Source organism: Synechococcus sp. MU1648 (assembly GCF_023630615.1).
GTDB lineage: Bacteria > Cyanobacteriota > Cyanobacteriia > PCC-6307 > Cyanobiaceae > Parasynechococcus.
Genome location: NZ_JAKUHI010000001.1, coordinates 35,818 through 61,221, shown reverse-complemented (window position 1 = coordinate 61,221; position 25,404 = coordinate 35,818). Strand labels below are relative to the sequence as shown.

Sequence of the window (25,404 nt, the reverse complement as noted above, 5' to 3'; positions counted from 1 at the left end):
GAAACGAAGTCTCTCAGCTCTTTCAGTGCTGCATCTGGTTCAGGAATCTGCGGCTGCGTTCTTCTCTGGCATTGGTGAAGAACGTCTGCGGGTCGGAGGTCTCCACCACCTGGCCCCGGTCCATAAACATCACCCGATCCGCCACCTCACGGGCAAAGCCCAGTTCGTGGGTCACCACCACCATTGTCATGCCGCCCTGGGCTAATTGGCGCATCGCATCAAGCACTTCCTTCACCCGCTCCGGATCCAAAGCGCTCGTGGGCTCGTCGAACAGCATCACCTCCGGATCCAAGGCCAAAGCCCGGGCGATCGCCACCCGTTGTTGTTGACCACCACTGAGTTGCGCCGGGTACTTCCGTGCCTGCTCCCGAATTCCCATCTGGTCGAGAAGCTCGATGGCGCGATGCTCCGCATCAGCCTTTGCTCGCTTTTGCACCTTGATCGGGGCAAGGGTGATGTTGTCGAGGATCGAGAGATGGGGGAACAGGTTGAACTGCTGAAACACCATGCCCACACGTTTGCGAATCGCCCGCACCTGACGTTCCCCATGGGTGGCATCCAAGCGTTCCCCCAGCACATCCAAGGCACCGCCATCCAGCGATTCCAGACCATTGAAGGTACGGATCAAGGTGCTCTTTCCGGATCCCGAAGGACCCATCACCACCAGAACTTCGCCGCTGTTCACTTCCAAACTGACGCCATCAAGAGCTTTCACCCCTTGGGAGTAGCTCTTGACCAACTCAGTGGCACGAATGGCAACGGTCATGGGGCAGAGCGGGCAGGATCGAGCTGAAGTTCCAGGTGCCGGGCCAGCAGAGCCATCGCCGTACACGCCAGCCAGTAAACCGCAGCAAGCCAGAGATACACCTCCAAATAGCGACCGATGAAAGCGGGATTCGCCAACAGGCTGCGGCTGATGCCCAGCAACTCGACCAAACCGAGAATGGCCATCAGGCTGGTGTTTTGCAGCAGACCCACCGCCTGGTTGGTGAGCGACGGCAGTGCCACCCGCAGCGCCTGGGGCAGCACCACCAGTTGCAGTGATTGTCGTGGTGAAAGGCCAAGCACGGCTGCCGCTTCCCGCTGGGTGGGCGGAATCGCTTGCAATCCACCGCGCACATCCTCAGCGATGTAGGCCGCTGCAAACAAGGCGAAGGCCACGACCGCCCGTAAAACCCTGTTGATCTCAAGCCCTGGCGGAAGGAACAGCGGAATCAGCAATTGTCCGAAAAACAGAACGGCGATCAACGGGACAGCCCGCATCAATTCGATGTAAGTGGAGCTGCTCCAGCGCAACACCGGAAGGTCACTGCGGCGGCCCAAAGCCAGCAGGATTCCAAGCGGCAGCGCCAAAGCGCCGCTGCCTCCCGTGAGCAGCAGCGTGAGTGTCAGCCCACCCCAACGACGCGATCCCACCGGCAGAAGGCCAAGGCCTCCTGCCAACAGCCAAAGCCCCAGCGGTGCCATTGCGATCCAGAGCAGCGGCAGCCAACGGCGAACAGGACCACGCTTCGGACCGCAGAGGGTCAGCAACGTGAGGGTGATCAATCCAGCCATCCACAGCAGCGGGCGCCAACGTTGATCCGCCGGGAAACTGCCCACCGCATAAAGCGGCAGATTCGTTGTCACCACAGACCAGTCGGCCGTGTGCAGCAACCAATGCAGCAGCGACCAGCCGGCCCAACCGAGCAGCGCCACCAGGAGGAGGGTGATCGAGCGATCCAACCAACGGTTCATCAGCGGCTCCTGTTCAAACGGCCCAGCACCGCACTGTTGAAGGCGGCCATGCCACCGCTGATCAGCAAATTCAGCAGCAGAAAGCTGAGCAACAGAAGCAGGAATCCTTCAATCGCGCGGCCGGTTTGCGTGATGGTGGTGTCACTTACGGCGTAGAGATCGGCATAACCCACCGCAATCGCCAACGTGCTGTTCTTGGCAAGATTGAGGTACTGGCTCGTCAGCGCAGGAAGAATCGCCGGTAGCGCCTGGGGCAGCACAATGCGACGCAACCCGAGACCTTCTCCGAGTCCAAGACTGCGGAAGGCCTCCCATTGGCCCCTTGACACTGCATTGATGCCACCGCGCACAATCTCGGCAATCGATGCACCGGTAAATACGGTGAGTCCGACGAGAACAGCGCAAAATTCAACGCTGAGATTCAAGCCCAACAACTGAATGCCCTGATTCGAGAGCCTGATCAAGCCACCGATCGGTGCTGCAGGAAGACCGAGGAAGGCAACGAAATACCAGAACAGCAACTGCAGGAGCAGGGGAACCTGACGAATCAGCGCCACGTACCCCCCGGCCAGGCTGCGAAGCAGACGGTTGCCGCTGCTGCGGGCTGCACCTGCAGCCACACCCAAGATGGTGGCCAGCACAAGACCAGCCACGATCACCTTGAGGCTGTTGAGCCAACCGATGGTCAGCGCCCAGAGATAGCTGTCGGATGGGGCATAAGGGAGAGCGGTTTCCGCCAGAGCGAAGCCTGCCGGTCGGCCAAGCCAGCCAAAACCCAGCCCCAGCCCCGTACGGATCAAATTGACGGCCAGATTATTGACCAACAGGGCCAGCAAGCCGAACAGAACCCCGGCAACACCAACCTGAAGCAGAAGACGACGATGCCGCATCAGGTGAAGGGTGGAGCAATCATCAAACCACCCTCACCGGCAAGGCGATTGGCACCCCTTGGGATGGCCACCGCACTCTCCGGACCCAGATGGCGGTTGTAGATCTCGCCGTAATTACCGGTCGAACGAATCACCTGAACGACAAAGTCATCGGGGAGCCCGAGTTTGCGACCCAGGCCTGCATCCACACCCAGGAATCGCCGCAGAGCCGTCTGGGAAGGGTCGGCTTCAACTTGCTGCACCAAGGCGTCGACATTGGCCTGAGTGATGCCCCGCTCCTCCGCCTCGATCAGGGCATAGACCACCCATGCCATGGCATCGCCCAAGGGCTGATCACCACCCACCACGGCCGGAGCCAAAGGCTCTTTGCTGATCCTGTCGTCGAGAATTAAATGCTGCTGTGGATCGCTGAAGCCAGAACGTGCAGCCGCCAGTTGAGACCGATCCGAAGTCATGGCTTCACATCGCCCCTGGAGGTAGCCACCGACCACCTGATTGAGATCCTGATATTTAATCGGGGTGTAAGGCAGCTCTTGAGACGCGAAGGCGTCGTTGAGGTTCTGTTCGGTGGTGGTGCCTGATCCCACGCAAATGGATTTGCCGCTCAAATCAGCCAGAGAGCGCACACCGCTGGCCGCATTCACCATCAATCCCTGGCCATCGTGGAACACCACTGGAGCAAAGCGCAGACCGTTCCCGCCCACCGCATCGCGACTGAGGGTATGGGTCGTGTTGCGGGATAACAGATCAATCTCTCCCGATCGCAATGCAGTGAATCGCTCTGGAGCGGTCAAAGGCCGGTATTGAACCTTCTCAGCGTCCCCCACAAAAGCAGCTGCCATGGCACGGCAGACATCGACATCCAATCCGGTGTAACGCCCATCAGGACTAAGAAAACTGAAACCTGGAATTTTGCCGCTCACCCCGCAGAGCAACTCGCCTCGCGCTTTAACAAGATCCAGGCGCGAACCACCCGCACTATCCAGTGAGGCGCAAGAGCTGAGCAGGGCAGACAGACCTGCCAATGCAGCGATCAGAGCACGCGAATGGGATCGGAACATCAGCGTTGGTACGGATCGGGTGGGATTGTCCCAGATCCCGGGCAAATCGATTGGAACCGACTTAATTTCGCCTTAATTAAATTCACCGCAATGAAAGTCTTGGCCGGGCTTTTGGCCGGACTGATCGCTGGAACCACTGCCCCCGCTGCTCTCTCATGGGAGGGCAGCGATCGGGGGGCTTACAACAACAAAATGGCTCTGTTGGGGGTTCTTTTAGAGAGTGCTCAGCAACGCGCTGGTGGTGACCTTCAGACGCTTTGCCTGTTGCTGAGCATCAGCAACGACGTCACCGAAAGGTACGTGGAGACCAACCCTGAAGATGCGCAGGTTCAGCAACGCCTCCTGGCCATGCACCAAGACCTCAGTGTCTGTCTCGCCACGATGGGGGCTCCCAATTCAGCCTCAAGATTCTGAAATCAAAGCTCAAGATCAGGCATGCGCTGATTCCTGCCCCCCAATCCGCTCGAACAGATCAAGGCTTTCTTCGTTGAGGCCTACAACGCTGACGACCGAACCACCGTTGCGATATTTGCGGATGACCTGATCCAGTGCAGCCACGCCGCTCTGGTCCCAGATATGGGCCTTGGACAGATCAAGAGTGATGCGCTCGGGATGGTCGTGAAGATCAAATGCCTGAAGGAAGTAGACCTTGCTCACAAAAAACAGCTGCCCCTCAACCCGGTACAGACGCTCCTGATCACTGATCTCGATGGTCTCCACCTGAATCACCTTGGCAACTTTGCGACTGAACAGAATTCCTGCCAAGGCCACGCCAGCCAAAACACCAAGGGCGAGGTTGTGAGGGGTGGTGAGCATGGTGACGGCGAAGGTCATCAGCATCACCGACGTGTCGCTCTTCGGAATGCGACGCAAGTTGAGGAGGCCATTGATGTCAGCCGTGCTGACGGCAATGCTGATCATCACGGCCACCAAAGCCGCCATCGGAATTTGCTTCAGCCAAGGACCAGCCAGAAGGATCATCGCCAGCAGGCTGACTCCAGAAAACAAGGTTGAGAGGCGCGTGCGACCACCGTTATCCACGTTCATCACGGACTGGCCCACAAGGGCACAGCCAGCCATGCCACCAAACAAGGACGCGACAATGTTGGCAATGCCCTGACCCCGGGCCTCAACGTTTTTGTTGGTGGTGGTGTCGGTCTTGTCGTCGAGGATGTCCTGGGTCAGGAAGGTTTCCATTAGGCCCACGAGCGAAATGGCCAGGGCGGTGGGCAGCACCAGCCCCAGAGTGTCCAGGCTGAAGGGAACACCTCCGGCGCCGAAGGGAAGACTGAAGGAGGGGAGGCCAGATGGAAGGGTGCCCAGGCTGCTGACCGTAGGGATGTCGAAGCTGAAACCCACGCTGATCGCCGTCAGCACAACGATGGCGACCAGCTGCGATGGCACCACACGGGTCAGCTTTGGAAGGCCATAGATGATGACCAGGCCGAGCAGGACCAACCCCCAGACGACTGGGATCTGCCCGCCATGGGGCAACAGAGAGGAGGCTCCGTGATCGGCTTCTCCAGCATGGAGATTCAAACCGAGCTGAGGCAACTGGGCCTGAAAGATGAGCAAGGCCAGCGCGTTCACAAACCCGCTCAGCACCCCTTGGGGAACAAAACGCATCTGATACGCCAATCGCAGATACCCCCAAAGGATCTGGAGCAGGCCCGTCACCAGACCAGCCACCATCAGATATTGCACCCCAAGGCCTGGCCCCCGAGCCTCACCCGTCGCCACCAGGCCTGTCATCAAGAGCGCCGTGGAGCCGGTTGCCGACGTGATCATCGCCATCCGGCCCCCAACCACAGCGATGGTCAGCGACAGGCAAAACGCTCCGAACAGACCGACCTTGGGATCCACCCCAGCGATCCCAGAAAAAGCGATGGCCTCCGGGATCATGGCGAAAGCCACCACAAGTCCGGAAAGAAGGTCTTTGCTGGGATTAGCAAACCACTGATTCACCAGGGTTGGGTTGGATCGCTTGGCCATCAGCGGATGCCGGTTAGGGGCGACCGTAAATCAGAGCGCCGGCAGGATGCCTGCCGGATCCAAGCGCTGTTTCAGCTTTCGCAACTCCAGCAACCAGGGTCCAAACGCTGCCTCCAACTCCCTTTGGTGAAACGGCAGGTGGTCATGAAACTGCGCCAGATGCACTCCAGGGCAGACCGGTTGGAGGATCTGCCAAACCGCTTGCAGCCAAGCGAGGCTGCGGCATCGGCCATCGGCATCCCCTGGCGTCCAAGCCGCCGTGATCCAAGGTTTCCACTCGGCATCGCGGTGGACAAACGAGGTGGCCGCGACTGGAACCTTTTTTGTCACCACACCAAGCTGCTGACAGGCCAGGTTGCAGCCCGGATGCGGACGGTGCTGCAGCAGATGGCGTAGCTCCGGCATCAAATGTCCCCAGGCCTCAGCAGCTGCAGGGCCCAACAAACCAACGACCTCCGAATGACAACGGGGAGGCAGCGGAGCTGATCCTCTCAACGATGGGAGCTGATGCAACCCCTCGATCCGCTGCGCTCCGGCCCATGCAGCATGACCAACCCAAAGCGACTGCACCGCGTCGGCGCTCTCCCAATGCCATTGCAGGCTGGCACTGGAGTCCGATGCTTCCGCCTGGAGCATGAGTGCAGCGAGTTGATCCGGAGAAACCGAACGCTGCTCCACCCACAGCGGCTGAACGGGATGGGTGGTCATGCGCACCTCGCTCACCACACCCAGAAACGGTGCTGCTCCACACAGGCCGCGCCACTCCAACGAGCCACCATCAGCTGCTCGTGACAGCGCAAAGGGGGTGCCATCACCCCACACACCATGAATCTCCAGCAATTGGTCGACAGCCAGCCCCACTTGTCGACTCAGCGGCCCCATGCCGCCGGTGAGCACATAACCAAGCCCGGGCAGCCCCGACAAACCGGCAGCCATCGTTCGGCCGTAAGGAAGCAACGCATCGAGCACCTCTCCCATTCGGCACCCTGCACCAATCAACACCGTCTGATCGGCAGGCTCCCAATCAAGACGTTTGAAGTGGGTTTGAACATCCACCGTCCAGTTGTCGGCGGCGGCGGCGCGAGATGTGGTGCCACCCCCACAGAGTCGTAATGGCCGCGGACCACTCCAATCCCGAATGCAATCACTCAAGGTTTCCGGCCGTGGAGATACCAGGCCGGAGCACCTCGCATCAGCCGCCTGCGCATTGATGAAAACGGGACGGTCTGAATCCATCGCGATGCGACCGATATCGTCAATCCATTGGAACAGCAGAGCGACCTTTTGGCCGAACAGCACGCGGAAACCGGCAACGAGCATCTTGGCGTTCTGATCTGCGGCCACGGGAGTCGCAACCGACTGGCCGTTGAAGAGTTCGCCCAGATGGTGGAAGCCCTACGGCCTCGGCTCGCCCCGATGCCGGTGGAACACGGCTACCTGGAATTTGCCCGCCCCATCCTTCGGGATGGTCTTGAAGCGCTCCGCGAGAAAGGCGTCACCAAGGTGCTGGCCATTCCCGCCATGCTTTTCGCCGCGGGGCATGCCAAGAACGACATCCCCTCCGTTCTCAACACCTACACCGCTGAAACTGGTCTGCCGATCGATTACGGCCGTGAGCTGGGCGTGGATCGCCTGATGGTGTCGGCTGCCGGAGCAAGGGTTCAGGAATGTCTCGACGCCGCCACGAGCACCGTCCCGCTGACAGAAACCCTCCTGGTGGTGGTGGGTCGAGGTTCATCCGATCCAGACGCCAACTCCAACGTGGCCAAGGTGACGCGCCTACTGGTGGAAGGGTTTGGCTTCGGCTGGGGAGAAACGGTGTATTCGGGCGTGACCTTCCCGCTGGTGGAACCAGGGCTACGCCATGCGGTGAAGCTGGGTTTCAAACGTGTTGTGGTGGTGCCCTACTTCCTCTTTTCAGGGGTTTTGGTGAGCCGAATCCGCCAACACACCGCTTTGGTAGAAGCGGACCACCCTGAGGTGGAGTTTCTCTCGGCGGGGTACCTGGGCGACCACACACTGGTGGTGGACACCTTCAAAGAGCGGGTCGAGGAAGTGTTGCGAGGCGACACTGCCATGAACTGCTCGCTCTGCAAGTACAGAGCCCAGGTGCTGGGCTTCGAACAGGACGTGGGGCGTGCGCAGGAAAGCCACCACCATCACGTGGAAGGACTTGCGGAAAGCTGCACGCTCTGCGAATTGGAGTGCACAGGGGCTTGCCAACCCGACGGCCTACCGATTGCCCATGACCACAGCCAGGGGGCAGACCACAGCCATGGGGCAGACCACAGCCATGACCACCATCACCCCCCTTATCCCCATGCCGATCACCCCTTGGGGCCCACCACGCTGAAGCGCACCAGCGACGCTCCTAAAGATTGAATCCATATCCCTTAAGCAAAACCGTTCCTCGGTCACCAATGACACGGTTCTTGAAAGCGACAGGAGCGACGGGGCAAAGATCAGATTTGCTTATCGAAAATCCTTTACAGGGGTTCGCCCGCTTTCTCCACAGGAAACACAACCCTTTTCCACAGGCTGAAGGTGGATTGCCGGACGTGACGGTCAACCTGTGAATTTCCACGGGAAGGGCACCATCGGGTTGACAGTCCGCTCCAACTCCCTAGACCAAGCCACCTTCGTCGCCCTTCATGCATCCAACCCCAGTCTCAGACTGCTGTCTCATCTCGTCTCATTCGTAATTCAGCAAATGGAGACGGCTTTGACGCAAATGGCAGTTGTGTGGCTTTCTTAGTGGCGTTGGACATGGGCGAGCTAGACAACATGGAGCGAAATCATCTCGAGCGATGCCATGAGATGGGGACAACAGAACGCGGAACATCTGCAAAAGCCAGCTACGTGAGCCTGGAGACTGAAATTCCCGAAGTGCTCTATCGAGGCATGAAGGATTTCATCGGTGAGAACCCCACCTGGGATCAATACCGCGTCATGAGTTCCGCCCTTGCCCACTTTCTGTTTCAGAACGGCAGTGACGACCGCGCCGTAACCGAGCGCTATCTCGACGATTTGTTTATCCGCCCCGACCACTAAGGGCCAGCAGACACGCCCGACGGCTCAGGGCCATCATGGTGAGCGTTGGGCTCTGCCAGGCCGAGGAGGGCCAACAGGCACCGTCAACCACCAACACATTGGGGACGCGCCAGAGCCGGTTGAAGGAATCGAGAACGCTGCTTGTCTCGTTCGAGCCCATCGCAGCCCCTCCAACCTCATGGATGTAATAGCCCGGTGGTGCTGCGCCGTCAGACAGAGCAACCGCCCCATCCAAGAAAGGCTCGACGAAGGGGAGATGGAAAAGGTCCTTAATCGGCTGGGCTTCACCTCCGGCAGCGTCGATACAGGCCTTGATGGAGGCGCGCATGTGCGTCACCATCGCCAGCTCATTGGGACTCCAACGACACGCAATCAAGGGAACACGCACGCCCCAGCGATCGCTGCGCTCACTCAGCGTCACTCTGTTCTCAACCCTCGGGAGGACTTCACCGTGGCCAATGAGGAACCCGGTGATGCAGGACGGGCGACGCCTCAACCATCGAGGTGGGTCAAACCGCCCAATACCTCCCCAGAGTCCATAGCCGCCCTGAAATTCAGCAGATGACAGGTGCCGCCCAAAGGGCACAAAGAAACTTCCGGCCCCCGTGAGAGGTGGCTGCGCTGCATGGACTTGCTCGGGGAAAGCAAAAAACTGCGACGTAGAGACGTGATCCATCAGGCGTGTACCGAGACGTCCTGAAGGGTCGTCAAAACCGTTGCTCTGCTCTCCACGACGGGAACGCAGCAGGATGGAAACGGTCTGAATCGTCGAAGCAGCCAAGACCACGAGATCCGCCTTCAACTCCTTTCTGTTGCCATTGGCTTGATCAACGGCAACCACACCAGTGGCTTTGTCGCCACCTGCATTCACCAGTAGACGCTCCACCAGATGCTCAGAGAGCAGCTGTGTGCGTCCTGTGGCCATGGCACGAGGAAGGCTGCTGCCGCGGCTGCTTGAGCGAGGCCAAGGTGCGTTTGTCTCCTGTAGCCATGGACCAAACCCCCTGGACTGAATCACGGGGTAACCCAACCGATGCCGCACAACCTCGGCAAAGCGCTGCTCTGCCGGCGTCGCCGCCAGAGCCGGTTGCGTGTCTCCATCCGGCAGATGATCCAAACCATCGCGCCCACCATGAACGCCGAGCCAGCGCTCCAGTTCGGCGTAATGCGGCATCAGGTCACGGCTACGCAGGGGCCAACCAACCTGTTCGCCGTCAACGTTGACACCGGCCAGATCCTCATCGGAAAGACGCAGGGTGATGCCACCCCAGGTCAGGCTGCGACCGCCAACCTGCAAACCTCGCGTCCAGAGAAAAGGCTGGTCCGTCGGGTGGTCGTAAGGGTGGATTCTCTCGTCGGCGTACAGCCGAGGGTTTGCTTTCCAGTAGCCAGGATGCTGGGACTGCCGGCGATGACTGCCGCTGGTCAGTCCCACGATCCGCCGCAACAGATTGCCCGGCTCAGACCCGAAGGCTTCCGTGCTGGTGAGGTCAGGGCCAGCCTCCACCACAAGCACCCGCGCGCCGCCCTCAGCCAGCGTCATGGCTGCCACACCTCCACTCGCTCCCGAGCCAACGACGATGGCGTCCCAGGGGCCATCGCAGTTCATAGAGCGACTGCTCATGGAACGACCACAGACAAAAAAAGATCCCCCCTGAGGGAGATCTTTCATTCAATCAGAGTTGGTGGCGGGGGGGAGATTTGAACTCCCGACCTTCGGGTTATGAGCCCGACGAGCTACCAGACTGCTCTACCCCGCGGCGACCTGAAAATCATACATGTCGGTGTCACGCATGACTGCAGAGGTCAGGTGTGCAAGGCGCCATTCACGGTGAGCTTGACGCTCGGGTTCACGACCAGCACCTGCTCGTCCAGCTCGTCGAGCCCCATGGGCGTGAGCCAATCCAGTTGACGCAACACATGCAATGCAACCGCCTGCTTGGCACGACGGGAGCCGTCTTCAACCTTGATGGCTACCCCAAGACCTTCACCAATGCGGCTCAGACATTGAATGCCCTCAGCTCCACCTTTGCTCAAGACCTGACCATGGCTGCGGCGCATCAGCTCGGTGTCGAAACGCCCCTCGCCTGCCACCAGGTCGGGATGACTCAGCATGGCCCGACTGATCTGTTCAAGTTCAGCATGCTGTGAGGCCCCGAGATGGGCATACAGAAGCGCCATCTGGGCCAACTGCAGCACCAAGGTCGGAGCGCCGCAATCATCCCGTTCTGCAACCAATTCCTCCGCAGGCAGGCCAATCAGTTCAGCAACCCGACGGTTCACTTCAACCTGCAGCGGATGGTCGTTCTGCAGATACGACTCGAGCGGCCATCCCATCTTCCGACTGGTGGCCAGAAAAGCAGCGTGTTTGCCGGAACAATTGTGCTGAAGCGGACTGTCAGCACCATCCGGAACCGGACATTGAAGTGAAGCGCTGTCCAACTCCGCTTTCCACAGCAACCGGAAGGCTTCCCGCGCATGGGCATTGGTGCCCGCATGGGACGCGCAACTGATGGCGATGCCCCGGTCATCGACATCCATCTGGCCGGCGGTGCCACTGCTGAGAAAGGGCAGAGCCTGAAACGGCTTGAGCGCCGAGCGCATGAAACTTTCCAAGCCAGGATTCCCAGCCGACATCAGCACCCGACCACGTCCATCGCAAACCACCGCATGGACACGATGCACCGACTCCGTGATCGATCCCCGCCGAAGACAAACCTCAAGGGGCGCTGACCCGGACCGGGCTGCAGGGCTGAAGCCCGAGGGCAAAGTCATCGGTCACCCCGAGTGGTTCAAAGAGCCTGACAGAGACTGGCACCAGCAAGCATCAAACCGGCCGAGGTGGCCATTGCACGGCCTAAACGCCCAAGGATTGGTCGAACCTCATGCCGAGCTACAAGCAAATCTCGTTCTCGCCATGACAAGGGTTTTTCCCAGGTCTGCCCGTCGTACCAGCCGGATTCCTCGTAGTCGACGGATTCACGCAGCAGACGCTGCATGACGTAGGTCCATCCCAGCCATTGGCGCACAAGGAGCAGCAAAGGCAGAACGAGAGCCGCAACTGCGGCTGCAGCCACGAGCCTGGGCGGATCCTGCTTGAGAGTCCAACTGCCACTGGCGATCAAACTGCACACCGGCAGCATCAACAGCCAGCTGCCGGCAAGGTGTTGCATCAAACGAGGATCCTGGCCTGCCGGCCAAGAAAAAAACCACGACTCACAGAGCTGCTGAAACTCCTCAAGAGGCCGCTGCTCCGGAGGAACGGGGCAGGACACCGCTTCTGGCATAGGGAAAGCGGCTAGTGAGCTGACGGTAAGAAGGTTCTACTTTCACCGTGACTCCAGAAAGCCTCAAGGTCGTAGTAACCGCGCTCATCGGGCATCAGCACATGAACGATGACATCGCCGTAATCCAGAAGAGCCCAGCGCCCTTCATTGAGACCTTCCTTACGCAAGGGCAAGAGATCTGCCTCAGCCTCCAGCCTGTCTTCAACCGACCGTGCAATGGCACGAACCTGGACGTCGGATTGACCACCGGCGATCACCATCCAATCGGCCAGGCTGGAGACCTCATCAACGCGAATCAGACGGATGTCGGTGGCCTTGCGGTCATCGCAAGCGTCGGCGACCAGCTCGGCAAGCTTTTGACTATCCATAGACATTTTCGCTAGTGACTGAGCTGCGCGAGCCCTCTTGCTGAGCCATTTCGGCTCTGGCCTTGCTGGCGCTTTTCCGCAGGGCTTCCAGACGGTCCTCGTAGTAGCTGCGACGACTCTTCTTGCGGGTCTTTTCGACCAACTCTTTCAGTGCTCCCCCCAGACTCCGATAGGCGTTCGGAACGCTGTAACCAAACCGGCAGGCCAGATCAATCGCACGCTCATCGGCACTGATGGCGTCCTGAAGACGCTTTTCCGAATTGTTCTTCAGGTAGAGCCTGTATCCCGCGAAGCCAGAAAGGCCAAGGGCCATGAGCAGCAGCAGGCCGTCCTGAACCCACAATTCACCGATGGCACCGCCGAGGCCGATGGCCAGGGCGGCCATCTCCCACCCATCCCTGGGAATGGTGTCGTTCTGAATGCGACCAACCTCGTGCCAGAACAGCAAATTGCGGTGGTCCAACGCGAGGGAATCCCATTCGTCGAGATCCACCTGGATCTCCACTTCATCCCGACCGATCTCTTCAAGGGTGATTAAGGGAGGATCAACTGCAGCAGCTGATTCCACAAACACCCAGCTCTGCATTTCCGGTGGCAGCACCCCCTTCAGGCGCTGGAGCTCACTCATCGCAAATCTGGTGCTGATATTCCATCACCGTAGCGAGGCCAAGCTCGGGGCTCAGGGCTTGGCCGCGTGAGAGGCTTGAACTGTTTGGCCTAGGACGATTTCCCATGCCCAGGCGGTCTGACCTGAGTCGCATTCTCCTGGTGGGGTCAGGTCCGATTGTGATCGGCCAGGCCTGCGAGTTCGACTACTCCGGAACCCAGGCCTGCAAAGCCCTCAGAGCCGAGGGATATGAGGTCATTCTGATCAATTCCAATCCGGCGTCGATCATGACCGACCCGGAGATGGCTGATCGCACCTACATCGAACCGCTCACGCCGGACATCGTCACCCGGGTGATCGAACAGGAGCGACCGGATGCTCTTCTCCCCACCATGGGCGGTCAGACCGCTCTGAACCTGGCAGTCACCCTGGCTGAAAACGGCACCTTGGAGCGCTTCGGCGTCGAATTGATCGGTGCCGACCTCAAGGCGATCCAAAAGGCGGAGGACCGTCTGCTGTTCAAGCAGGCCATGGAGCGCATCGGTGTGAAGGTCTGCCCATCAGGGATTGCCTCATCTCAGGAGGAAGCCGAAGCCGTTGGGGCCGCAATCGGCAGTTTCCCCCGGATCATCCGGCCTGCCTTCACCCTCGGCGGAAGTGGCGGGGGAATTGCCTACAACCCCGAGGAATACGCAGCGATCTGCAAGAGCGGGCTTGAGGCGAGTCCGGTCTCCCAAATCTTGATCGAGCAATCGCTACTGGGCTGGAAGGAATTCGAGCTCGAGGTGATGCGTGATCTGGCGGACAACGTGGTGATCGTCTGCAGCATCGAAAACCTGGACCCGATGGGGGTGCATACAGGGGATTCGATCACGGTGGCCCCAGCCCAAACCCTCACGGATCGGGAATACCAACGGCTGCGCGACCAATCGATCGCCATCATTCGCGAGATTGGTGTTGCCACAGGCGGCAGCAACATCCAGTTCGCCATCAACCCGGACAACGGCGACGTTGTGGTGATCGAGATGAATCCCAGGGTGAGTCGATCCTCTGCTTTGGCGAGTAAGGCCACCGGCTTCCCGATCGCGAAGATCGCCGCACGTCTCGCCGTTGGCTACACCCTCGACGAAATCCTCAACGACATCACCGGCAAGACGCCAGCCTGCTTTGAGCCGACGATCGATTACGTCGTCACCAAAATCCCGCGCTTCGCCTTCGAAAAATTCCGGGGCAGTCCGGCGGTGCTCACCACGTCGATGAAGTCGGTGGGCGAAGCCATGGCCATCGGCCGCTGTTTCGAAGAGTCGTTCCAGAAAGCCATGCGTTCCTTGGAGACAGGGCTCTCGGGCTGGGGAGGCGACCGGGAGGAACCGAACCACAGCGACGGTGAGCTCGATCGTCGGCTGAGGACCCCCTCACCAGAGCGCATCCTCAGCGTGCGAACGGCGATGGTGCGCGGACGCAGCGATGAAGAGATTCATCGAATCAGCAAGATTGACCCGTGGTTCCTGGCAAAACTGCGGCGGATCATCGAGGCGGAAACAAGGCTCATCAAGGGCAAAAGCCTCGAGCAGCTCAATGCCGAGAGCCTGTTTGAAGCCAAGCAGCTGGGCTTTTCAGACCGACAGATCGCCTGGCAGACCAAAAGCGATGAATTGTTGGTGCGTCAGAGACGTCATCAGCTCGATGTTCGCGCCATCTTCAAAACCGTCGACACCTGCGCTGCGGAGTTCGCCTCATCCACCCCGTACCACTACTCGACCTATGAACGTCCGCTACAGACCCTGCAGGCGGATGGGTCCCTCAAGACCCTTCCAGCCTCTTCTGAAGTGACGCGTCGCCAGGACGGTCGCAAGATGATGATCCTGGGCGGAGGCCCCAACAGGATCGGGCAGGGCATCGAATTCGACTACTGCTGCTGTCATGCCTCCTTTGCCGGGCAGGAGCAAGGGATCACCACAGTGATGGTGAACAGCAATCCCGAAACGGTGTCCACCGACTACGACACCAGTGACAGCCTTTACTTCGAACCACTCACGTTGGAGGACGTTCTCAATGTGATCGAAGCGGAACGTCCCGATGGAGTGGTGGTGCAGTTCGGTGGACAAACCCCCCTGAAACTTGCCATTCCCCTGCTGCGCTGGCTCGAGAGTGAGGAGGGACGCGCGACAGGCACCAGCATCTGGGGCACCTCCCCTGAATCGATCGACCGCGCCGAAGACCGCGAGCAGTTCGAGGCCATCCTCCGCGATCTGAACATCCGGCAACCCCGCAATGGCCTGGCGCGCAGTGAGGAGGAAGCGCGGGCCGTGGCCACCAGAGTGGGCTATCCAGTCGTCGTTCGGCCGTCCTACGTCTTAGGTGGACGTGCCATGGAGGTGGTCTTCGACGAAGAAGAACTCAACCGCTACATGCGCGAGGCCGTTCAGGTGGAGCCCGACCATCCGGTTCTGATTGACCAATATCTGGAAAATGCCGTTGAAGTAGACGTTGACGCCCTCTGCGATCACAACGGCGCCGTCATCGTTGGGGGTCTGATGGAACACATCGAACCGGCTGGGATCCATTCCGGTGACTCAGCCTGCTGTTTGCCCTCGGTCTCCCTTGGTGAAGCGGCGCTGAACACCATTCGCGACTGGAGTCGCTCCTTGGCACAAACCCTGGAGGTTCGTGGACTGATCAACCTCCAGTTCGCCGTTCAACGCAACACCGATGGTTCGGAAGTCGTCTACATCATTGAAGCCAACCCCCGCGCTTCCAGGACGGTCCCCTTCGTCGCCAAAGCCACAGGACAACCTCTGGCACGATTAGCGACCCGTCTGATGGCGGGCGAAACCCTCAGCGACATTGGCTTGACCCGCGAACCGAAGCCGCCGCTGCAGGCGATCAAGGAGGCCGTGCTTCCCTTCAGGCGATTCCCTGGAGCTGACACGGTGCTGGGGCCAGAAATGCGCTCCACTGGTGAGGTGATGGGATGTGCCGACAGCTTCGGAATGGCCTACGCCAAAGCCGAACTCGGCGCGGGTGAAGCGCTGCCCACCCAAGGAACAGTGTTCCTCTCGACCCACGACCGCGACAAGCAAGCGTTGGTGCCCATCGCCGCTCGGCTGATCGAACTCGGGTTTGATGTGACAGCGACCTCAGGAACCGCTCAAGCGCTCGCCAACGCTGGACTGAAAGTCCAATCCGTGCTCAAGGTGCACGAGGGCCGACCCAATATCGAGGACCAGATCCGCTCCAATCAGGTCCAGCTGGTGATCAACACACCGATTGGCCGTCAAGCAGCCCATGACGACAAATATCTACGCCGGGCAGCGCTTGATTACGCCGTACCAACCGTGACAACCCTCGCAGGCGCACGGGCTGCGGTGGAAGCAATCTCCGCGCTCCAGCAACAGCCAAGGCTCAGCATCCATGCACTGCAAGACATCCACGCCATGCAGCGTTAAACCACCGGTAGGGTTGCAGAAGCCACCTCACTGCTGTGACAGCCTCCGTTCCCGTCAAGCCTGGATGCGACCTGCGTGATGTTTTTCGTCGCGCCTACGAGAACCGCTACACCTGGGCCCCCGGTTTTTCCGGCTATCACGGACGCTGCATCTGGCAGCAGGACGATCAACGGGTCGAAGGCCAATTCGAAATTGGCGCTGATCTGAAGGCCAAGGTTGAGGGAATTGAGAACGAAGACATCCTGAAGGCGGTGAATTCACAGCTTTGGGAGGTGGCGATCCATCGCGTTCGTCGCAGCTTCGATCAGACCCACGGGGAGAACACCTTCACGGCCGGTGACACCAACGAGGTGGGAACCGAAGTTCTGATCGGCGGCAAGGGAGCAGGTGACAAATACCGCATCAAAGATGACGTGGTGACCATGGTTCACCGACACATCCACGGCACCGTCGTGACGATCTTCACCACCGATGTCACCCACACGGGCTCGGGATACCTCAGCCATACCTACACAAGTCAATACGCCGACCCCGCAACGGGAGAAGCCCGGGGCGGCCGCAGCAGCTTCAAAGACACCTTCGCTCCTCTTCCGGGGGATGGTCCCTGGGTGCTGACCGAGCGGGTCGTGACCACCGAAGCCCACGGCGACACCCCAGCCGGACGTCAGACCTTCCGCTTTGAAGATCTCGAATCACTCTGAGTTGATTGCCGGTACCAGCCGGCTATGAGACCATCCGCCCAAACTTGTTGAAAGGCATGGGCGGAGTCGAGTCGACCATTCAGGCCATCAATGGCCCGATCAACAGTGTCGTTTGGGGATGGCCCACAGTCATTTTGATTGCCGCGACGGGCATTCTCTTGATGGTGGGGTTGCGGTTCATGCCGCTGCAAAGGCTGGGATATGGCATCTCGATGATGCTCCGCCCTGCTGCATCACAAACCGAAGGGGAGATCACGCCCTTTCAGGCACTGATGACATCCTTGTCCGCCACGATCGGCACAGGGAACATCGCCGGTGTTGCAGGGGCGATCGCCGTTGGCGGGCCTGGAGCCGTCTTCTGGATGTGGATCATCGCGATCTTCGGTATCGCAACCAAATACGCCGAAGCGGTGCTCGCGGTTCAATTCCGTGAAACCGATGGGGAAGGCAACCATGTCGGTGGCCCGATGTATTACATCCGCAATGGGCTCGGCAGCGGCTGGAGCTGGATGGCGGGCCTGTTTGCTCTCTTCGGCATGTTGGCTGGGTTTGGCATCGGCAATGGGGTTCAGGCCTTTGAGGTTTCGTCTGCCTTGAGCCTGATTGGCATTCCGAAGCTGGTCACCGGAATCGTTCTGGCAGCACTTGTTTTTGCTGTTGTGATCGGAGGCATCAAGCGCATCGCCCAAGCGGCTTCAGCCATAGTTCCCCTGATGTCGATCCTCTACGTAGCGGCATGCTTATTGGTGCTGCTTCTCAATCTGGGGGGCGTACCTGAAGCCTTCGCCACGATTTTCTCCAACGCCTTCTCCGGCAAAGCAGCTGCCGGTGGTGCTCTTGGTCAGGTGGTGCTGATGGGTTTCAAACGGGGCATCTTCTCCAATGAAGCAGGCCTCGGCAGCGCACCGATCGCTCACGCTGCCGCAAGAACCGATGACCCCGTTCGACAGGGAACGGTGGCCATGCTGGGCACCTTCATCGACACCCTGATCATCTGCACGATGACCGCTCTGGTGATCATCACCACCAAAGCCAATCTGATCCTCGATGCAGCTGGCGAAAAACTAAGCGGCGCAGACCTCTCCATCGCTGCCTTCAACACCGGAATCTCCGGCAGTGGCGTGGTGGTCACGCTGGGGTTGGTGGTCTTTGCCTTCACCACCATTCTGGGCTGGAGCTTCTATGGCGAACGCTGCACCACGTACTTGTTCGGTGAGTCTGCCGTGATGCCGTTCCGTCTGGTTTGGGTGGCTGTTGTTGTGATCGGCGCTGTGGCCGGTGACCGTGGAGTGATCTGGTCGATTGCCGACACGCTGAACGGGCTGATGGCCCTCCCCAACCTTGTTGCCCTTCTGCTCCTCTCGGGAACAGTGTTCAAACTCACCAAGGCTTACAAGTTCAGCGACTGATGCCGCAAAGATTCATCCCAAAAGGGGGCTCCTAGCCCCCTTTTTTATTGGCAGGCAATCAGCCCTGACCATCAGGCAGCGGGGTAACGGACTGAAGCTTGTCATTCAGCTGCGTGGCGAGGCTCTGACGTCCTACAGCCAGAACCTTGAGGGTGTCTTCATGCATCCGCAGCTGAGCATCGGCAACCTGCATGCCACGCACAAGCTCCTTGAGCTCATCAGGGAGTGTATTGAGGTCGTAGCGCTTTCCCTCAAACGTCAGGACAGGGTTGTTGGCTGCAGAGTCAGTCATCGTTCATCGCCGGGATGGCGTGGAACCGGCGGCCAGATCGTAGATGGATTCAGGACGTCTGCCGATCCCTAATGAACTGGCGTTCGCACAACTCGCGGTAACGCCCACCTCGCTGCATCAGCTCATCGTGGGTTCCTCGATCAACAACAGCACCTTTCTCAAGAACCACAATTCGATCCGCCTCCTGCACCGTTGCCAGACGATGGGCGATGACCAACACCGTTCGTCCTTTCATCGCCTGCTTGAGACCGAGTTGAACCGCAGCCTCCGCCTCAGCATCAAGAGCACTGGTGGCCTCATCAAGCAGCAACAGCGCTGGATTGCCTAAGACCGCACGAGCAATGGCGATTCTCTGCAGTTGTCCACCAGAAACGTTGGTCCCTCTTTCTTCCAACTGGGTGTCGTAACCACGAGGCAAGGCACGGATGAACTCATCTGCATTGGCCAAACGCGCGGCATGACGAACCTCGTCGTCCGTCGCGCGACGTCCAAACCGGATGGCTTCCGAAATCGTTCCAGAGAACACGGTTGTTCTCTGGGGAACCAGGGCCACCTGCTGCCGCAGCTCACGGGCGCGCATCAGGCTGATGTCGGTGCCATCGAGACGAATCTGGCCCTGTTGCACTGTGTTGAAGCGCAGCAGGAGCGACAGCAGGGTGCTTTTGCCAGCACCTGAGGGCCCAACGATGGCCAACACCTGGCCCGCATCGACCCACAGATCCAGCTGTTGCAGCACCGGCTCGGCAGGGTCATAGCCAAAGCTCACCTGGTCAAAGACCAGATCCCCCTTGAGAGTGCCGATGGATTGCGCCTCCGCTGGATCAGCGGCCTCTTGAGGTTCTCTTTCGATCTGACGCAGACGTCGCAGCGAAGCCTGTCCCTGCTGGAATTCATTGAAGTTATTGGTGACGTGCGCAATGGGATCGATCAGCACGATCAGTCCCGTCAAATAACTGCTCAGCCCGGCAATGCTCAGATCACCGGTCTGGATTCGCCAGGCGCCGAGCGCCAACACCGCAAACAGGCCCAACACCTCGATGATGCCGACCACCGGATGCTGGAGAGCCACAAGGCTGTAGGTGCGGTGACGGGCCTGCCGGTGCTGGTCAATCTCCGTCTCGAAACGGTCCTGCAGCCAGGGCTCAGCCGCGAAAGCTCGCACCAAAGGCAAGCCCTCAATCGCCTCACCCAGCAACCCGGCCAATTCGCTCACCTTTTGCTGACTGCGTTCGGTGGCTGCCATGACGCGAGCACCAAACAGGCTGATCAGCCAGACGATCACAGGCGCAAGCAACAGGATGGCAAGCGTCAGCTTCCAGTCGAGCCAGAGCATCATCCCCAGCACCGCGAGGAGCTGCAGCACGCTTGGGACTGTGTCGTGGATGGTCTTGTAGAGGACTTCACTGACGCGATCAGCGTCTTCCGTAAAGCGGTAGGTGAGATCACCGGCCGAGAGCTTCTCAAGCGCACCGAGCTCAACGGTCTGCAAGCGACGGAACAGATCCCGACGTAACCCCTGGCTCACCAGCAGAGCAGGACCGGCCAGCAGAGAGTCCTGGCCGAACTGAGCGATTTTCTGAACAGCAAAGATCAGCAACGCCAAGCCAATCAGGTGAAGCACTCGGGCGAGATCACCCGACCCCAATGCGGGAAACAGATCTCCTGCCAGCTGAACAAGGAGCGGAAAACTACCGACGTAGACGACCATGCAGCAGCCCCCCCAGAGCAGTTCACGCAGGTGGGGGCGGAGCAGCGGCAGCAGTCGGCGGAAACCGGCCTGGGATGGTGTCAGCATCGCGGCACAGTATCAATGGTGGGCTTAAAACTCTCTCCGATGAAGCTGGATCAGTTCCTGAAATGGAAGGGTTGGGTGTCCACAGGTGGTGAAGCGAAACAACGCATTCAGATGGGTGAGGTGGAAGTCAATGGAAGCGTTGAAACCCGGCGAGGACGCCAACTTTCCTCGGGAGATCGGGTTGTGCTTGCTGGGGAGGAGTCCGTTGTGGGGCGCGAAAACGCGGCCGGGCCGTAAGTTGGCTGCCATTCCATGGGGAAGCAAGGCGTGCGAAGACCGGTGATCGCTGGCAACTGGAAAATGCACATGACGTGTGCCCAGTCGCGGGAGTTCATGGCGGCCTTCCTGCCGTTGATCGCTGACACCCCTGACGACCGCGACCTGGTCTTGGCACCACCGTTCACGGCGCTGTCCACAATGGCGGATCTCAGCCAAGGCTCCCGCCTTTGTCTCTCCAGCCAGAACGTGCACTGGGAAGGCCAAGGAGCTTTTACTGGCGAGATCTCCCCTGCAATGCTCAAGGAGCATGGGGTCACCCACACGATCGTGGGCCACAGCGAACCAAGAAAATATTTCAGTGAAAGCGACGAGCAAATCAACCACCGAGCCAGGTCATCCCAATCGAACGGTTTAATTCCGATCGTTTGTGTCGGTGAAAGTGATGAGCAACGCGAACGCGGCGAAGCAGAACGGGTGATTCGACGCCAAATCGAGCAGGGTCTGGAGGGACTCGACGCCGAGAAGTTAGTCGTGGCCTACGAACCGATCTGGGCGATCGGAACAGGCAAAACCTGCGAAGCCGAGGAAGCAAACCGTATCTGCGGTCTGATCCGGAGCTGGGTCGGCTCCCCTGATCTCGTGATCCAGTACGGAGGGTCCGTCAAACCCACCAACATTGATCAGTTGATGGGCATGAGCGATATCGATGGGGTGCTTGTGGGGGGCGCTTCACTGGAACCCGAAAGCTTTGCCCGCATTGCGAATTACCAAACCGCTTGACTCAGGGGTCTGGCCCCAGGGCTGGCGCCAACGCACAACGGTGATGGGGGTGATCAACATCACCCCCGACTCCTTCAGTGATGGAGGACGGTTCCTTGCAAGCGAACGTGCCCTCGCTGAAGCCCAGCGGCAACTGAACAACGGGGCCGACGTGTTGGATCTGGGCGCCCAAAGCACTCGACCTGGCGCGGAGGAGGTGGGTGAAGAGGAGGAATTGCGCAGGCTCCTGCCAGCACTGAAAGCCATCAGGAAAAGGAACCCAGACGCCCTGATCTCCGTGGACACGTTTCTCGCACCGGTTGCCGCCAGGGCACTGGAGGCAGGTGCAAGCTGGATCAATGATGTGAGCGGTGGCAGACACGACCCCGATCTGCTGCGGGTGGTCGCCGATGCAGGGTGTCCAGTGGTGCTGATGCACAGCCGCGGCAACAGTCAAAGCATGGATCAACTCACTAGCTACTCCGATGTCGTAGCGGATGTGAAAGGGGCGTTAGTGGAGCGCAGTGAAGCCGCCATCAAGGCGGGCGTCCAAGAAAGCCAGATCATCTGGGACCCAGGCCTCGGGTTCGCCAAGACTCACGAGCAGAACCTGCAGCTTCTGCGAGATCTGGAACAACTGACCCGGGGGCCGCGACCGGTGTTGATCGGCCCTTCACGCAAACGCTTCATTGGTGCCGTGCTCGACGAACCGCGACCGAAGGCGCGGCTCTGGGGAACCGCTGCGGTGGCCTGCCGCTGCGCTCAGGCCGGTGCAGCCGTGCTGAGGGTGCACGATGTGGGGCCAATCAGCCAGACACTACGCATGGCTGCCGCACTCTGGTGACAGCCACGATTTTCGTGCAGATCGCGGCTTACCGAGACCCAGATCTTCCAGCCACACTTCACAACCTGATCGAGAGGGCAGCCCAGCCAGAACGCCTGCAATTCGGCATCTGCCTGCAACTTGGCGATAACGATCCGAACCATTGGGGAACCAATGCGTTTCCAGATCATCCTCAGATCAGCGTCTGCTCGTTTCGTGCCTCTGACAGCCTGGGAGCCTGCTGGGCGCGACGACAGGCTCAGAGTTTTTACGGCGGGGAAGATTTCCTACTCCAGATCGACAGTCACATGCGCGCTGTGGAGCGCTGGGATGAGCTGCTTCAGAAGACCTGGGCGGAATGCAGCGATCCAGGCGCAGTTCTGAGTGTTTACCCCAATGGCTTCCAGCAACCGTGCTTCCTACAGACGTCAACACTGCCGGTCATGGGAGCCGACGGCTTTGACGACAACGGCATTCTCAGGTTCCAAGGCATCAGTCGGTTCCAACTGCCAGAACAACAGCCTGAGCGTCCAATCCCCGGGGCCTTTATCGCCGGAGGATTCCTTTTCGGGCCTGGGTCGATCGCCAGCGGAGTGCCCTACGACCCAGGGCTCTATTTCTATGGGGAGGAAGTGGCCATGTCGGCACGGCTGTGGACCTCAGGCTTCAATATTTACGTGCCTAATCGTCTGCTGCTTTTCCATCTCTACAAGACGGAAGCCACACCGGTCGAGCAATCAGCAAACCATTGGAGCGATCACGACAACTGGTTTGAGCTGAACCGGAAATCCTTGGTGCGGGTGCACACGCTCCTGCAAAGCCTTGATCGCGCTCCTCAGCAACTCAGACCGACGGCCAGTGACGTGACTGACATCCACGACTACTGGCTCGGAGAGCAACGCTCCCTGCATGACTATGAGCGATGGGCGGGGGTGAATTTCAAGACATCAGAGATCAGCGAAAGTGCTGAGCGTGGTCATTTCGGCACAACGCAAAACTGAAGACGCATAAAAACTGACCACTCCCAATCAGCACACAGAAGTGAAGACCTGAGGAGCAAGCAAAAGCGGAGAACCGCTCTAAACTAGACATTAAGAGGAAATTAAGCTAGGGTTAGATTGAGGTCTAGATAGCTAGATGCAAATAGCAGAAACGGCTGAGCAAAAAAGAGCAAAAAAGAAAGGGCACAACGAAAAAGATTTAAAAACCTGCTTCATCATCGCGGGCTGTTCTGGAGCAGGAAAATCAACCATCGTCAAACATTCCCATGCTCTTGACGTAAAGCTCTTCGGGAAAGAATTCCATGAGGATTTCAAGAAAACAAGGAGTGGTAGCCCCCATCAAGAATTTGATAAATATTCCGATGCAATCAGAAATGGGGCAACCTTCGAAGGAAGGCACATTAAAAATCTAAAGGATGAAAAAGACCCACCAAAGCATATCCTTATGCATGTCGATCTTAAATCTTTAATCCGCACTCTTGGTCACCGTGCTGCATCAGAAAACGATAAAAGAAAAATCAAGTCGATCACCAAATTCCCCACACCCCACGAAGACAGAGTGAATCTGAAGGTCTGTGACTTATTAGTATCTAGCTTTCTCAAGCATCAATTTTTTTCAAGGTTTGACGCTATTGTTATCAACACAGTCTACACCGATTGCGATAAAAATTACGTGCAAAAAATGAAAAGAGATCGACCAAACGAAAAAATCAAAAGCAACAAAAAAAGTGAAATATTTTCTAGGGAGCATCACGCCATGTACGAGGCGTGGGAACGAAATATTTACCTGCTTAAACCTTCCAGAATATTCTTTACCACAGTCTGTGAAGACGGAGGGCTTTACTCTAACAATAAATGCATCTGCCCAGACTGGACTTCAAAAGCAAGCCCGAACAATGATCTAAATTATTTGAACAAAATTCTCGCCTATTTCAGGAAATCCGAAAGCAAAAACTAATTCTTTAATGTGAGCTGCAATTGTTGCTATCCAGGCTGACCACTAGCACATTCAAAACACAAAGCACATACCAGAGGAGCAAGCAAAGGCATAGAGCCCATCAAAACTAGACATTAAGAAGAAATTAAGCTAAGATTAGGATTAGATCTGGTTTGCTAGATGCAAATATCAGAACCGATAAATCAGAAGAATAAAATTGAGTACAGCTCAACTGCAAAAGATTTAAAAACCTGCCTGATTATTGCTGGATGCTCAGGGGCAGGGAAATCGACAATAATCAAACATTCTCACACTCTTGACGTAAATCTCTACGGCCAGAAATTCCACGAAGATTTCAAGAAAACAAGGAGTGGCATCCCCCATCAAGAATATGATGATTACATCGAAGCAATTAAAAATGGATCAACGTTTGAAGGCAGATTTATCAATAATTTAAACAACCAGAAGCAGCTCTCGAAGCATATTCTCATGCACATCGATCTAAAACTTTTAACCGCTATTCTTGGACATCATGCCTCAGGCGAAAGCGACAGAAGGAAAATTACATCGATTACAAAAATTCCAGTACCTCGCAAAAAAAGAGCAGATCAAAAAATTTGCGATTTAATGGTGTCCAGCTTTCTCAAGCATCAATTTTTTTCAAGGTTTGAAAATATCATTGTCAACACAATATACACCAATTCAAGCAAGGCTTACATTCAAAAAATGAAGCGAGATTGCCCTGAGAAAAACATCAAATCCCAAAAAGAGTTGAAAATATATGCAAGAGAGCATCGTGCGATGTATAGAGCATGGGAAAAAAATATTTACCTTCTCAAGCCTTCAAAAATATTTTTTACCACAGTTGGCGAAGACGGAAACCTCTACTCTAACAACAAGTGCATTTGCTCTAATTGGACAATCAAAACAGGATTGAATATTTAACAGCAGACAAAAGACCAACAATTACAGGAATTGGCCAATAAAAAGTCATCCTATCGCTGTTTAATGCATTTTATTCATTCA

At 57.9% G+C, this 25,404-nt stretch carries 25 protein-coding genes and 1 tRNA gene; 12 read left to right on the top strand and 14 right to left on the bottom strand.

What is annotated here, in order from left to right:
• Positions 1-22: 22 nt before the first annotated feature.
• Genes NCN06_RS00350 through NCN06_RS00335 form a run of 4 tightly spaced genes read right to left on the bottom strand, consistent with a single transcriptional unit; the run spans position 23 to position 3,688 of the window.
• Entirely contained in the window at positions 23-766 is a 744-nt protein-coding gene (locus tag NCN06_RS00350) for an amino acid ABC transporter ATP-binding protein (protein ID WP_115025194.1), read from the bottom strand.
• Positions 763-1,737 carry an amino acid ABC transporter permease gene (locus tag NCN06_RS00345; protein ID WP_115025195.1) on the bottom strand — a complete coding sequence of 325 codons (975 nt, stop codon included), beginning with the start codon at positions 1,735-1,737 and terminating at the stop codon, positions 763-765. The genes NCN06_RS00350 and NCN06_RS00345 overlap by 4 nt, the downstream gene beginning before the upstream one ends.
• Positions 1,737-2,627: an ABC transporter permease subunit gene (locus NCN06_RS00340; protein WP_115025196.1), complete on the bottom strand. Its 891-nt coding sequence runs from the start codon at positions 2,625-2,627 to the stop codon at positions 1,737-1,739. Before NCN06_RS00340 ends, NCN06_RS00345 begins: the two co-directional genes overlap by 1 nt.
• On the bottom strand, positions 2,627-3,688 hold the full coding sequence (locus NCN06_RS00335) for an amino acid ABC transporter substrate-binding protein (protein WP_115025367.1): 1,062 nt from the start codon (positions 3,686-3,688) through the stop codon (positions 2,627-2,629). Before NCN06_RS00335 ends, NCN06_RS00340 begins: the two co-directional genes overlap by 1 nt.
• A gap of 90 nt (positions 3,689-3,778) precedes the next feature.
• Here NCN06_RS00335 and NCN06_RS00330 point away from each other — a divergent pair, with 90 nt between their 5' ends.
• Positions 3,779-4,102 (top strand): hypothetical protein, encoded by a 324-nt coding sequence (locus NCN06_RS00330; protein ID WP_115025197.1) that lies wholly within the window; start codon positions 3,779-3,781, stop codon positions 4,100-4,102.
• Positions 4,103-4,117: 15 nt separating this feature from the next.
• On the opposite strand, the gene NCN06_RS00325 is transcribed toward NCN06_RS00330, so the two are convergent.
• Both NCN06_RS00325 and NCN06_RS00320 read right to left on the bottom strand, forming a co-directional pair.
• The gene (locus tag NCN06_RS00325) at positions 4,118-5,680 is read right to left on the bottom strand and encodes a SulP family inorganic anion transporter (RefSeq protein WP_250398512.1); all 1,563 of its coding nucleotides are present in this window, start codon (positions 5,678-5,680) and stop codon (positions 4,118-4,120) included.
• Between the two features lie 30 nt (positions 5,681-5,710).
• Positions 5,711-7,000: an FAD-binding oxidoreductase gene (locus tag NCN06_RS00320; protein ID WP_250398511.1), complete on the bottom strand. Its 1,290-nt coding sequence runs from the start codon at positions 6,998-7,000 to the stop codon at positions 5,711-5,713.
• Between NCN06_RS00320 and NCN06_RS00315 the strand changes: the two genes are divergently transcribed.
• Positions 6,965-8,062, top strand: a complete 1,098-nt coding sequence (locus NCN06_RS00315) for a sirohydrochlorin chelatase (RefSeq protein WP_250398510.1) — start codon at positions 6,965-6,967, stop codon at positions 8,060-8,062. The two genes, NCN06_RS00320 and NCN06_RS00315, sit on opposite strands and share 36 nt — an antisense overlap.
• 402 nt (positions 8,063-8,464) lie before the next feature.
• Positions 8,465-8,731: a DUF2811 domain-containing protein gene (locus NCN06_RS00310; RefSeq protein ID WP_226407837.1), complete on the top strand. Its 267-nt coding sequence runs from the start codon at positions 8,465-8,467 to the stop codon at positions 8,729-8,731.
• On the opposite strand, the gene NCN06_RS00305 is transcribed toward NCN06_RS00310, so the two are convergent.
• The 6 genes from NCN06_RS00305 to NCN06_RS00280 all read right to left on the bottom strand — a co-directional run bounded on the left by NCN06_RS00305 (position 8,712) and on the right by NCN06_RS00280 (position 13,014).
• Positions 8,712-10,355 carry a GMC oxidoreductase gene (locus NCN06_RS00305; protein WP_250398509.1) on the bottom strand — a complete coding sequence of 548 codons (1,644 nt, stop codon included), beginning with the start codon at positions 10,353-10,355 and terminating at the stop codon, positions 8,712-8,714. The two genes, NCN06_RS00310 and NCN06_RS00305, sit on opposite strands and share 20 nt — an antisense overlap.
• A gap of 59 nt (positions 10,356-10,414) precedes the next feature.
• A tRNA-Met gene (locus tag NCN06_RS00300) sits at positions 10,415-10,491 on the bottom strand.
• 46 nt (positions 10,492-10,537) lie between these two features.
• Positions 10,538-11,506 carry an asparaginase gene (locus tag NCN06_RS00295; protein WP_250398508.1) on the bottom strand — a complete coding sequence of 323 codons (969 nt, stop codon included), beginning with the start codon at positions 11,504-11,506 and terminating at the stop codon, positions 10,538-10,540.
• A gap of 17 nt (positions 11,507-11,523) precedes the next feature.
• Positions 11,524-12,018: a CGLD27 family protein gene (locus NCN06_RS00290; RefSeq protein WP_115025201.1), complete on the bottom strand. Its 495-nt coding sequence runs from the start codon at positions 12,016-12,018 to the stop codon at positions 11,524-11,526.
• 11 nt (positions 12,019-12,029) lie between these two features.
• Positions 12,030-12,386, bottom strand: a complete 357-nt coding sequence (gene rsfS, locus NCN06_RS00285; protein ID WP_115025202.1) for a ribosome silencing factor — start codon at positions 12,384-12,386, stop codon at positions 12,030-12,032.
• Complete coding sequence (locus NCN06_RS00280; RefSeq protein WP_115025203.1) at positions 12,379-13,014, bottom strand: DUF3318 domain-containing protein; 636 nt, start codon at positions 13,012-13,014, stop codon at positions 12,379-12,381. Before NCN06_RS00280 ends, rsfS begins: the two co-directional genes overlap by 8 nt.
• Positions 13,015-13,118: 104 nt before the next feature.
• On the opposite strand from NCN06_RS00280, the gene carB reads away from it, so the two are divergent.
• Genes carB through NCN06_RS00265 form a run of 3 tightly spaced genes read left to right on the top strand, consistent with a single transcriptional unit; the run spans position 13,119 to position 18,552 of the window.
• Complete coding sequence (gene carB / locus NCN06_RS00275; protein ID WP_250398507.1) at positions 13,119-16,442, top strand: carbamoyl-phosphate synthase large subunit; 3,324 nt, start codon at positions 13,119-13,121, stop codon at positions 16,440-16,442.
• A gap of 35 nt (positions 16,443-16,477) precedes the next feature.
• A complete protein-coding gene (locus tag NCN06_RS00270; RefSeq protein WP_166017195.1) occupies positions 16,478-17,143 on the top strand; it encodes a DUF3386 domain-containing protein in 666 nt (221 codons plus the stop codon).
• A gap of 56 nt (positions 17,144-17,199) precedes the next feature.
• On the top strand, positions 17,200-18,552 hold the full coding sequence (locus NCN06_RS00265; RefSeq protein WP_115025206.1) for an alanine/glycine:cation symporter family protein: 1,353 nt from the start codon (positions 17,200-17,202) through the stop codon (positions 18,550-18,552).
• 58 nt (positions 18,553-18,610) lie between these two features.
• Here NCN06_RS00265 and NCN06_RS00260 read toward each other — a convergent pair whose 3' ends face one another.
• Together NCN06_RS00260 and NCN06_RS00255 are read right to left on the bottom strand one after the other, a co-directional pair.
• Positions 18,611-18,844, bottom strand: a complete 234-nt coding sequence (locus NCN06_RS00260; RefSeq protein WP_115093491.1) for a DUF6447 family protein — start codon at positions 18,842-18,844, stop codon at positions 18,611-18,613.
• A 49-nt stretch (positions 18,845-18,893) separates the two neighbouring features.
• Complete coding sequence (locus tag NCN06_RS00255) at positions 18,894-20,639, bottom strand: ABC transporter ATP-binding protein (protein ID WP_250398506.1); 1,746 nt, start codon at positions 20,637-20,639, stop codon at positions 18,894-18,896.
• A gap of 39 nt (positions 20,640-20,678) precedes the next feature.
• Here NCN06_RS00255 and NCN06_RS00250 point away from each other — a divergent pair, with 39 nt between their 5' ends.
• From NCN06_RS00250 to NCN06_RS00225, 6 genes are all read left to right on the top strand, one after another.
• Complete coding sequence (locus tag NCN06_RS00250) at positions 20,679-20,876, top strand: RNA-binding S4 domain-containing protein (protein WP_226422388.1); 198 nt, start codon at positions 20,679-20,681, stop codon at positions 20,874-20,876.
• Positions 20,877-20,906: 30 nt separating this feature from the next.
• Entirely contained in the window at positions 20,907-21,638 is a 732-nt protein-coding gene (gene tpiA / locus NCN06_RS00245) for a triose-phosphate isomerase (RefSeq protein WP_166017363.1), read from the top strand.
• Positions 21,565-22,461 carry a dihydropteroate synthase gene (gene folP, locus NCN06_RS00240; RefSeq protein ID WP_250398505.1) on the top strand — a complete coding sequence of 299 codons (897 nt, stop codon included), beginning with the start codon at positions 21,565-21,567 and terminating at the stop codon, positions 22,459-22,461. The genes tpiA and folP overlap by 74 nt, the downstream gene beginning before the upstream one ends.
• Positions 22,458-23,441 carry a GlcNAc-transferase family protein gene (locus NCN06_RS00235; protein WP_250398504.1) on the top strand — a complete coding sequence of 328 codons (984 nt, stop codon included), beginning with the start codon at positions 22,458-22,460 and terminating at the stop codon, positions 23,439-23,441. Before folP ends, NCN06_RS00235 begins: the two co-directional genes overlap by 4 nt.
• 136 nt (positions 23,442-23,577) lie before the next feature.
• A complete protein-coding gene (locus tag NCN06_RS00230) occupies positions 23,578-24,399 on the top strand; it encodes a nucleoside/nucleotide kinase family protein (RefSeq protein WP_250398503.1) in 822 nt (273 codons plus the stop codon).
• 159 nt (positions 24,400-24,558) lie between these two features.
• Complete coding sequence (locus tag NCN06_RS00225) at positions 24,559-25,323, top strand: hypothetical protein (protein ID WP_250398502.1); 765 nt, start codon at positions 24,559-24,561, stop codon at positions 25,321-25,323.
• Positions 25,324-25,404: the final 81 nt, after the last annotated feature.

What these genes read in the sequence shown, in the direction of transcription:
- NCN06_RS00255 (WP_250398506.1), bottom strand. Translation starts at nt 20,639, where the DNA reads ATGCTGACACCATCCCAGGCCGGTTTCCGCCGACTGCTGCCGCTGCTC.
- NCN06_RS00265 (WP_115025206.1), top strand. Translation starts at nt 17,200, where the DNA reads ATGGGCGGAGTCGAGTCGACCATTCAGGCCATCAATGGCCCGATCAAC.
- NCN06_RS00305 (WP_250398509.1), bottom strand. Translation starts at nt 10,355, where the DNA reads ATGAGCAGTCGCTCTATGAACTGCGATGGCCCCTGGGACGCCATCGTC.
- NCN06_RS00320 (WP_250398511.1), bottom strand. Translation starts at nt 7,000, where the DNA reads ATGCTCGTTGCCGGTTTCCGCGTGCTGTTCGGCCAAAAGGTCGCTCTG.
- NCN06_RS00295 (WP_250398508.1), bottom strand. Translation starts at nt 11,506, where the DNA reads ATGACTTTGCCCTCGGGCTTCAGCCCTGCAGCCCGGTCCGGGTCAGCG.
- NCN06_RS00310 (WP_226407837.1), top strand. Translation starts at nt 8,465, where the DNA reads ATGGAGCGAAATCATCTCGAGCGATGCCATGAGATGGGGACAACAGAA.
- NCN06_RS00260 (WP_115093491.1), bottom strand. Translation starts at nt 18,844, where the DNA reads ATGACTGACTCTGCAGCCAACAACCCTGTCCTGACGTTTGAGGGAAAG.
- rsfS (WP_115025202.1), bottom strand. Translation starts at nt 12,386, where the DNA reads ATGGATAGTCAAAAGCTTGCCGAGCTGGTCGCCGACGCTTGCGATGAC.
- NCN06_RS00230 (WP_250398503.1), top strand. Translation starts at nt 23,578, where the DNA reads ATGCAAATAGCAGAAACGGCTGAGCAAAAAAGAGCAAAAAAGAAAGGG.
- NCN06_RS00325 (WP_250398512.1), bottom strand. Translation starts at nt 5,680, where the DNA reads ATGGCCAAGCGATCCAACCCAACCCTGGTGAATCAGTGGTTTGCTAAT.
- NCN06_RS00225 (WP_250398502.1), top strand. Translation starts at nt 24,559, where the DNA reads ATGCAAATATCAGAACCGATAAATCAGAAGAATAAAATTGAGTACAGC.
- NCN06_RS00280 (WP_115025203.1), bottom strand. Translation starts at nt 13,014, where the DNA reads ATGAGTGAGCTCCAGCGCCTGAAGGGGGTGCTGCCACCGGAAATGCAG.
- NCN06_RS00345 (WP_115025195.1), bottom strand. Translation starts at nt 1,737, where the DNA reads ATGAACCGTTGGTTGGATCGCTCGATCACCCTCCTCCTGGTGGCGCTG.
- carB (WP_250398507.1), top strand. Translation starts at nt 13,119, where the DNA reads ATGCCCAGGCGGTCTGACCTGAGTCGCATTCTCCTGGTGGGGTCAGGT.
- NCN06_RS00350 (WP_115025194.1), bottom strand. Translation starts at nt 766, where the DNA reads ATGACCGTTGCCATTCGTGCCACTGAGTTGGTCAAGAGCTACTCCCAA.
- NCN06_RS00330 (WP_115025197.1), top strand. Translation starts at nt 3,779, where the DNA reads ATGAAAGTCTTGGCCGGGCTTTTGGCCGGACTGATCGCTGGAACCACT.
- folP (WP_250398505.1), top strand. Translation starts at nt 21,565, where the DNA reads ATGGGGTGCTTGTGGGGGGCGCTTCACTGGAACCCGAAAGCTTTGCCC.
- NCN06_RS00290 (WP_115025201.1), bottom strand. Translation starts at nt 12,018, where the DNA reads ATGCCAGAAGCGGTGTCCTGCCCCGTTCCTCCGGAGCAGCGGCCTCTT.
- NCN06_RS00340 (WP_115025196.1), bottom strand. Translation starts at nt 2,627, where the DNA reads ATGCGGCATCGTCGTCTTCTGCTTCAGGTTGGTGTTGCCGGGGTTCTG.
- NCN06_RS00250 (WP_226422388.1), top strand. Translation starts at nt 20,679, where the DNA reads ATGAAGCTGGATCAGTTCCTGAAATGGAAGGGTTGGGTGTCCACAGGT.
- NCN06_RS00335 (WP_115025367.1), bottom strand. Translation starts at nt 3,688, where the DNA reads ATGTTCCGATCCCATTCGCGTGCTCTGATCGCTGCATTGGCAGGTCTG.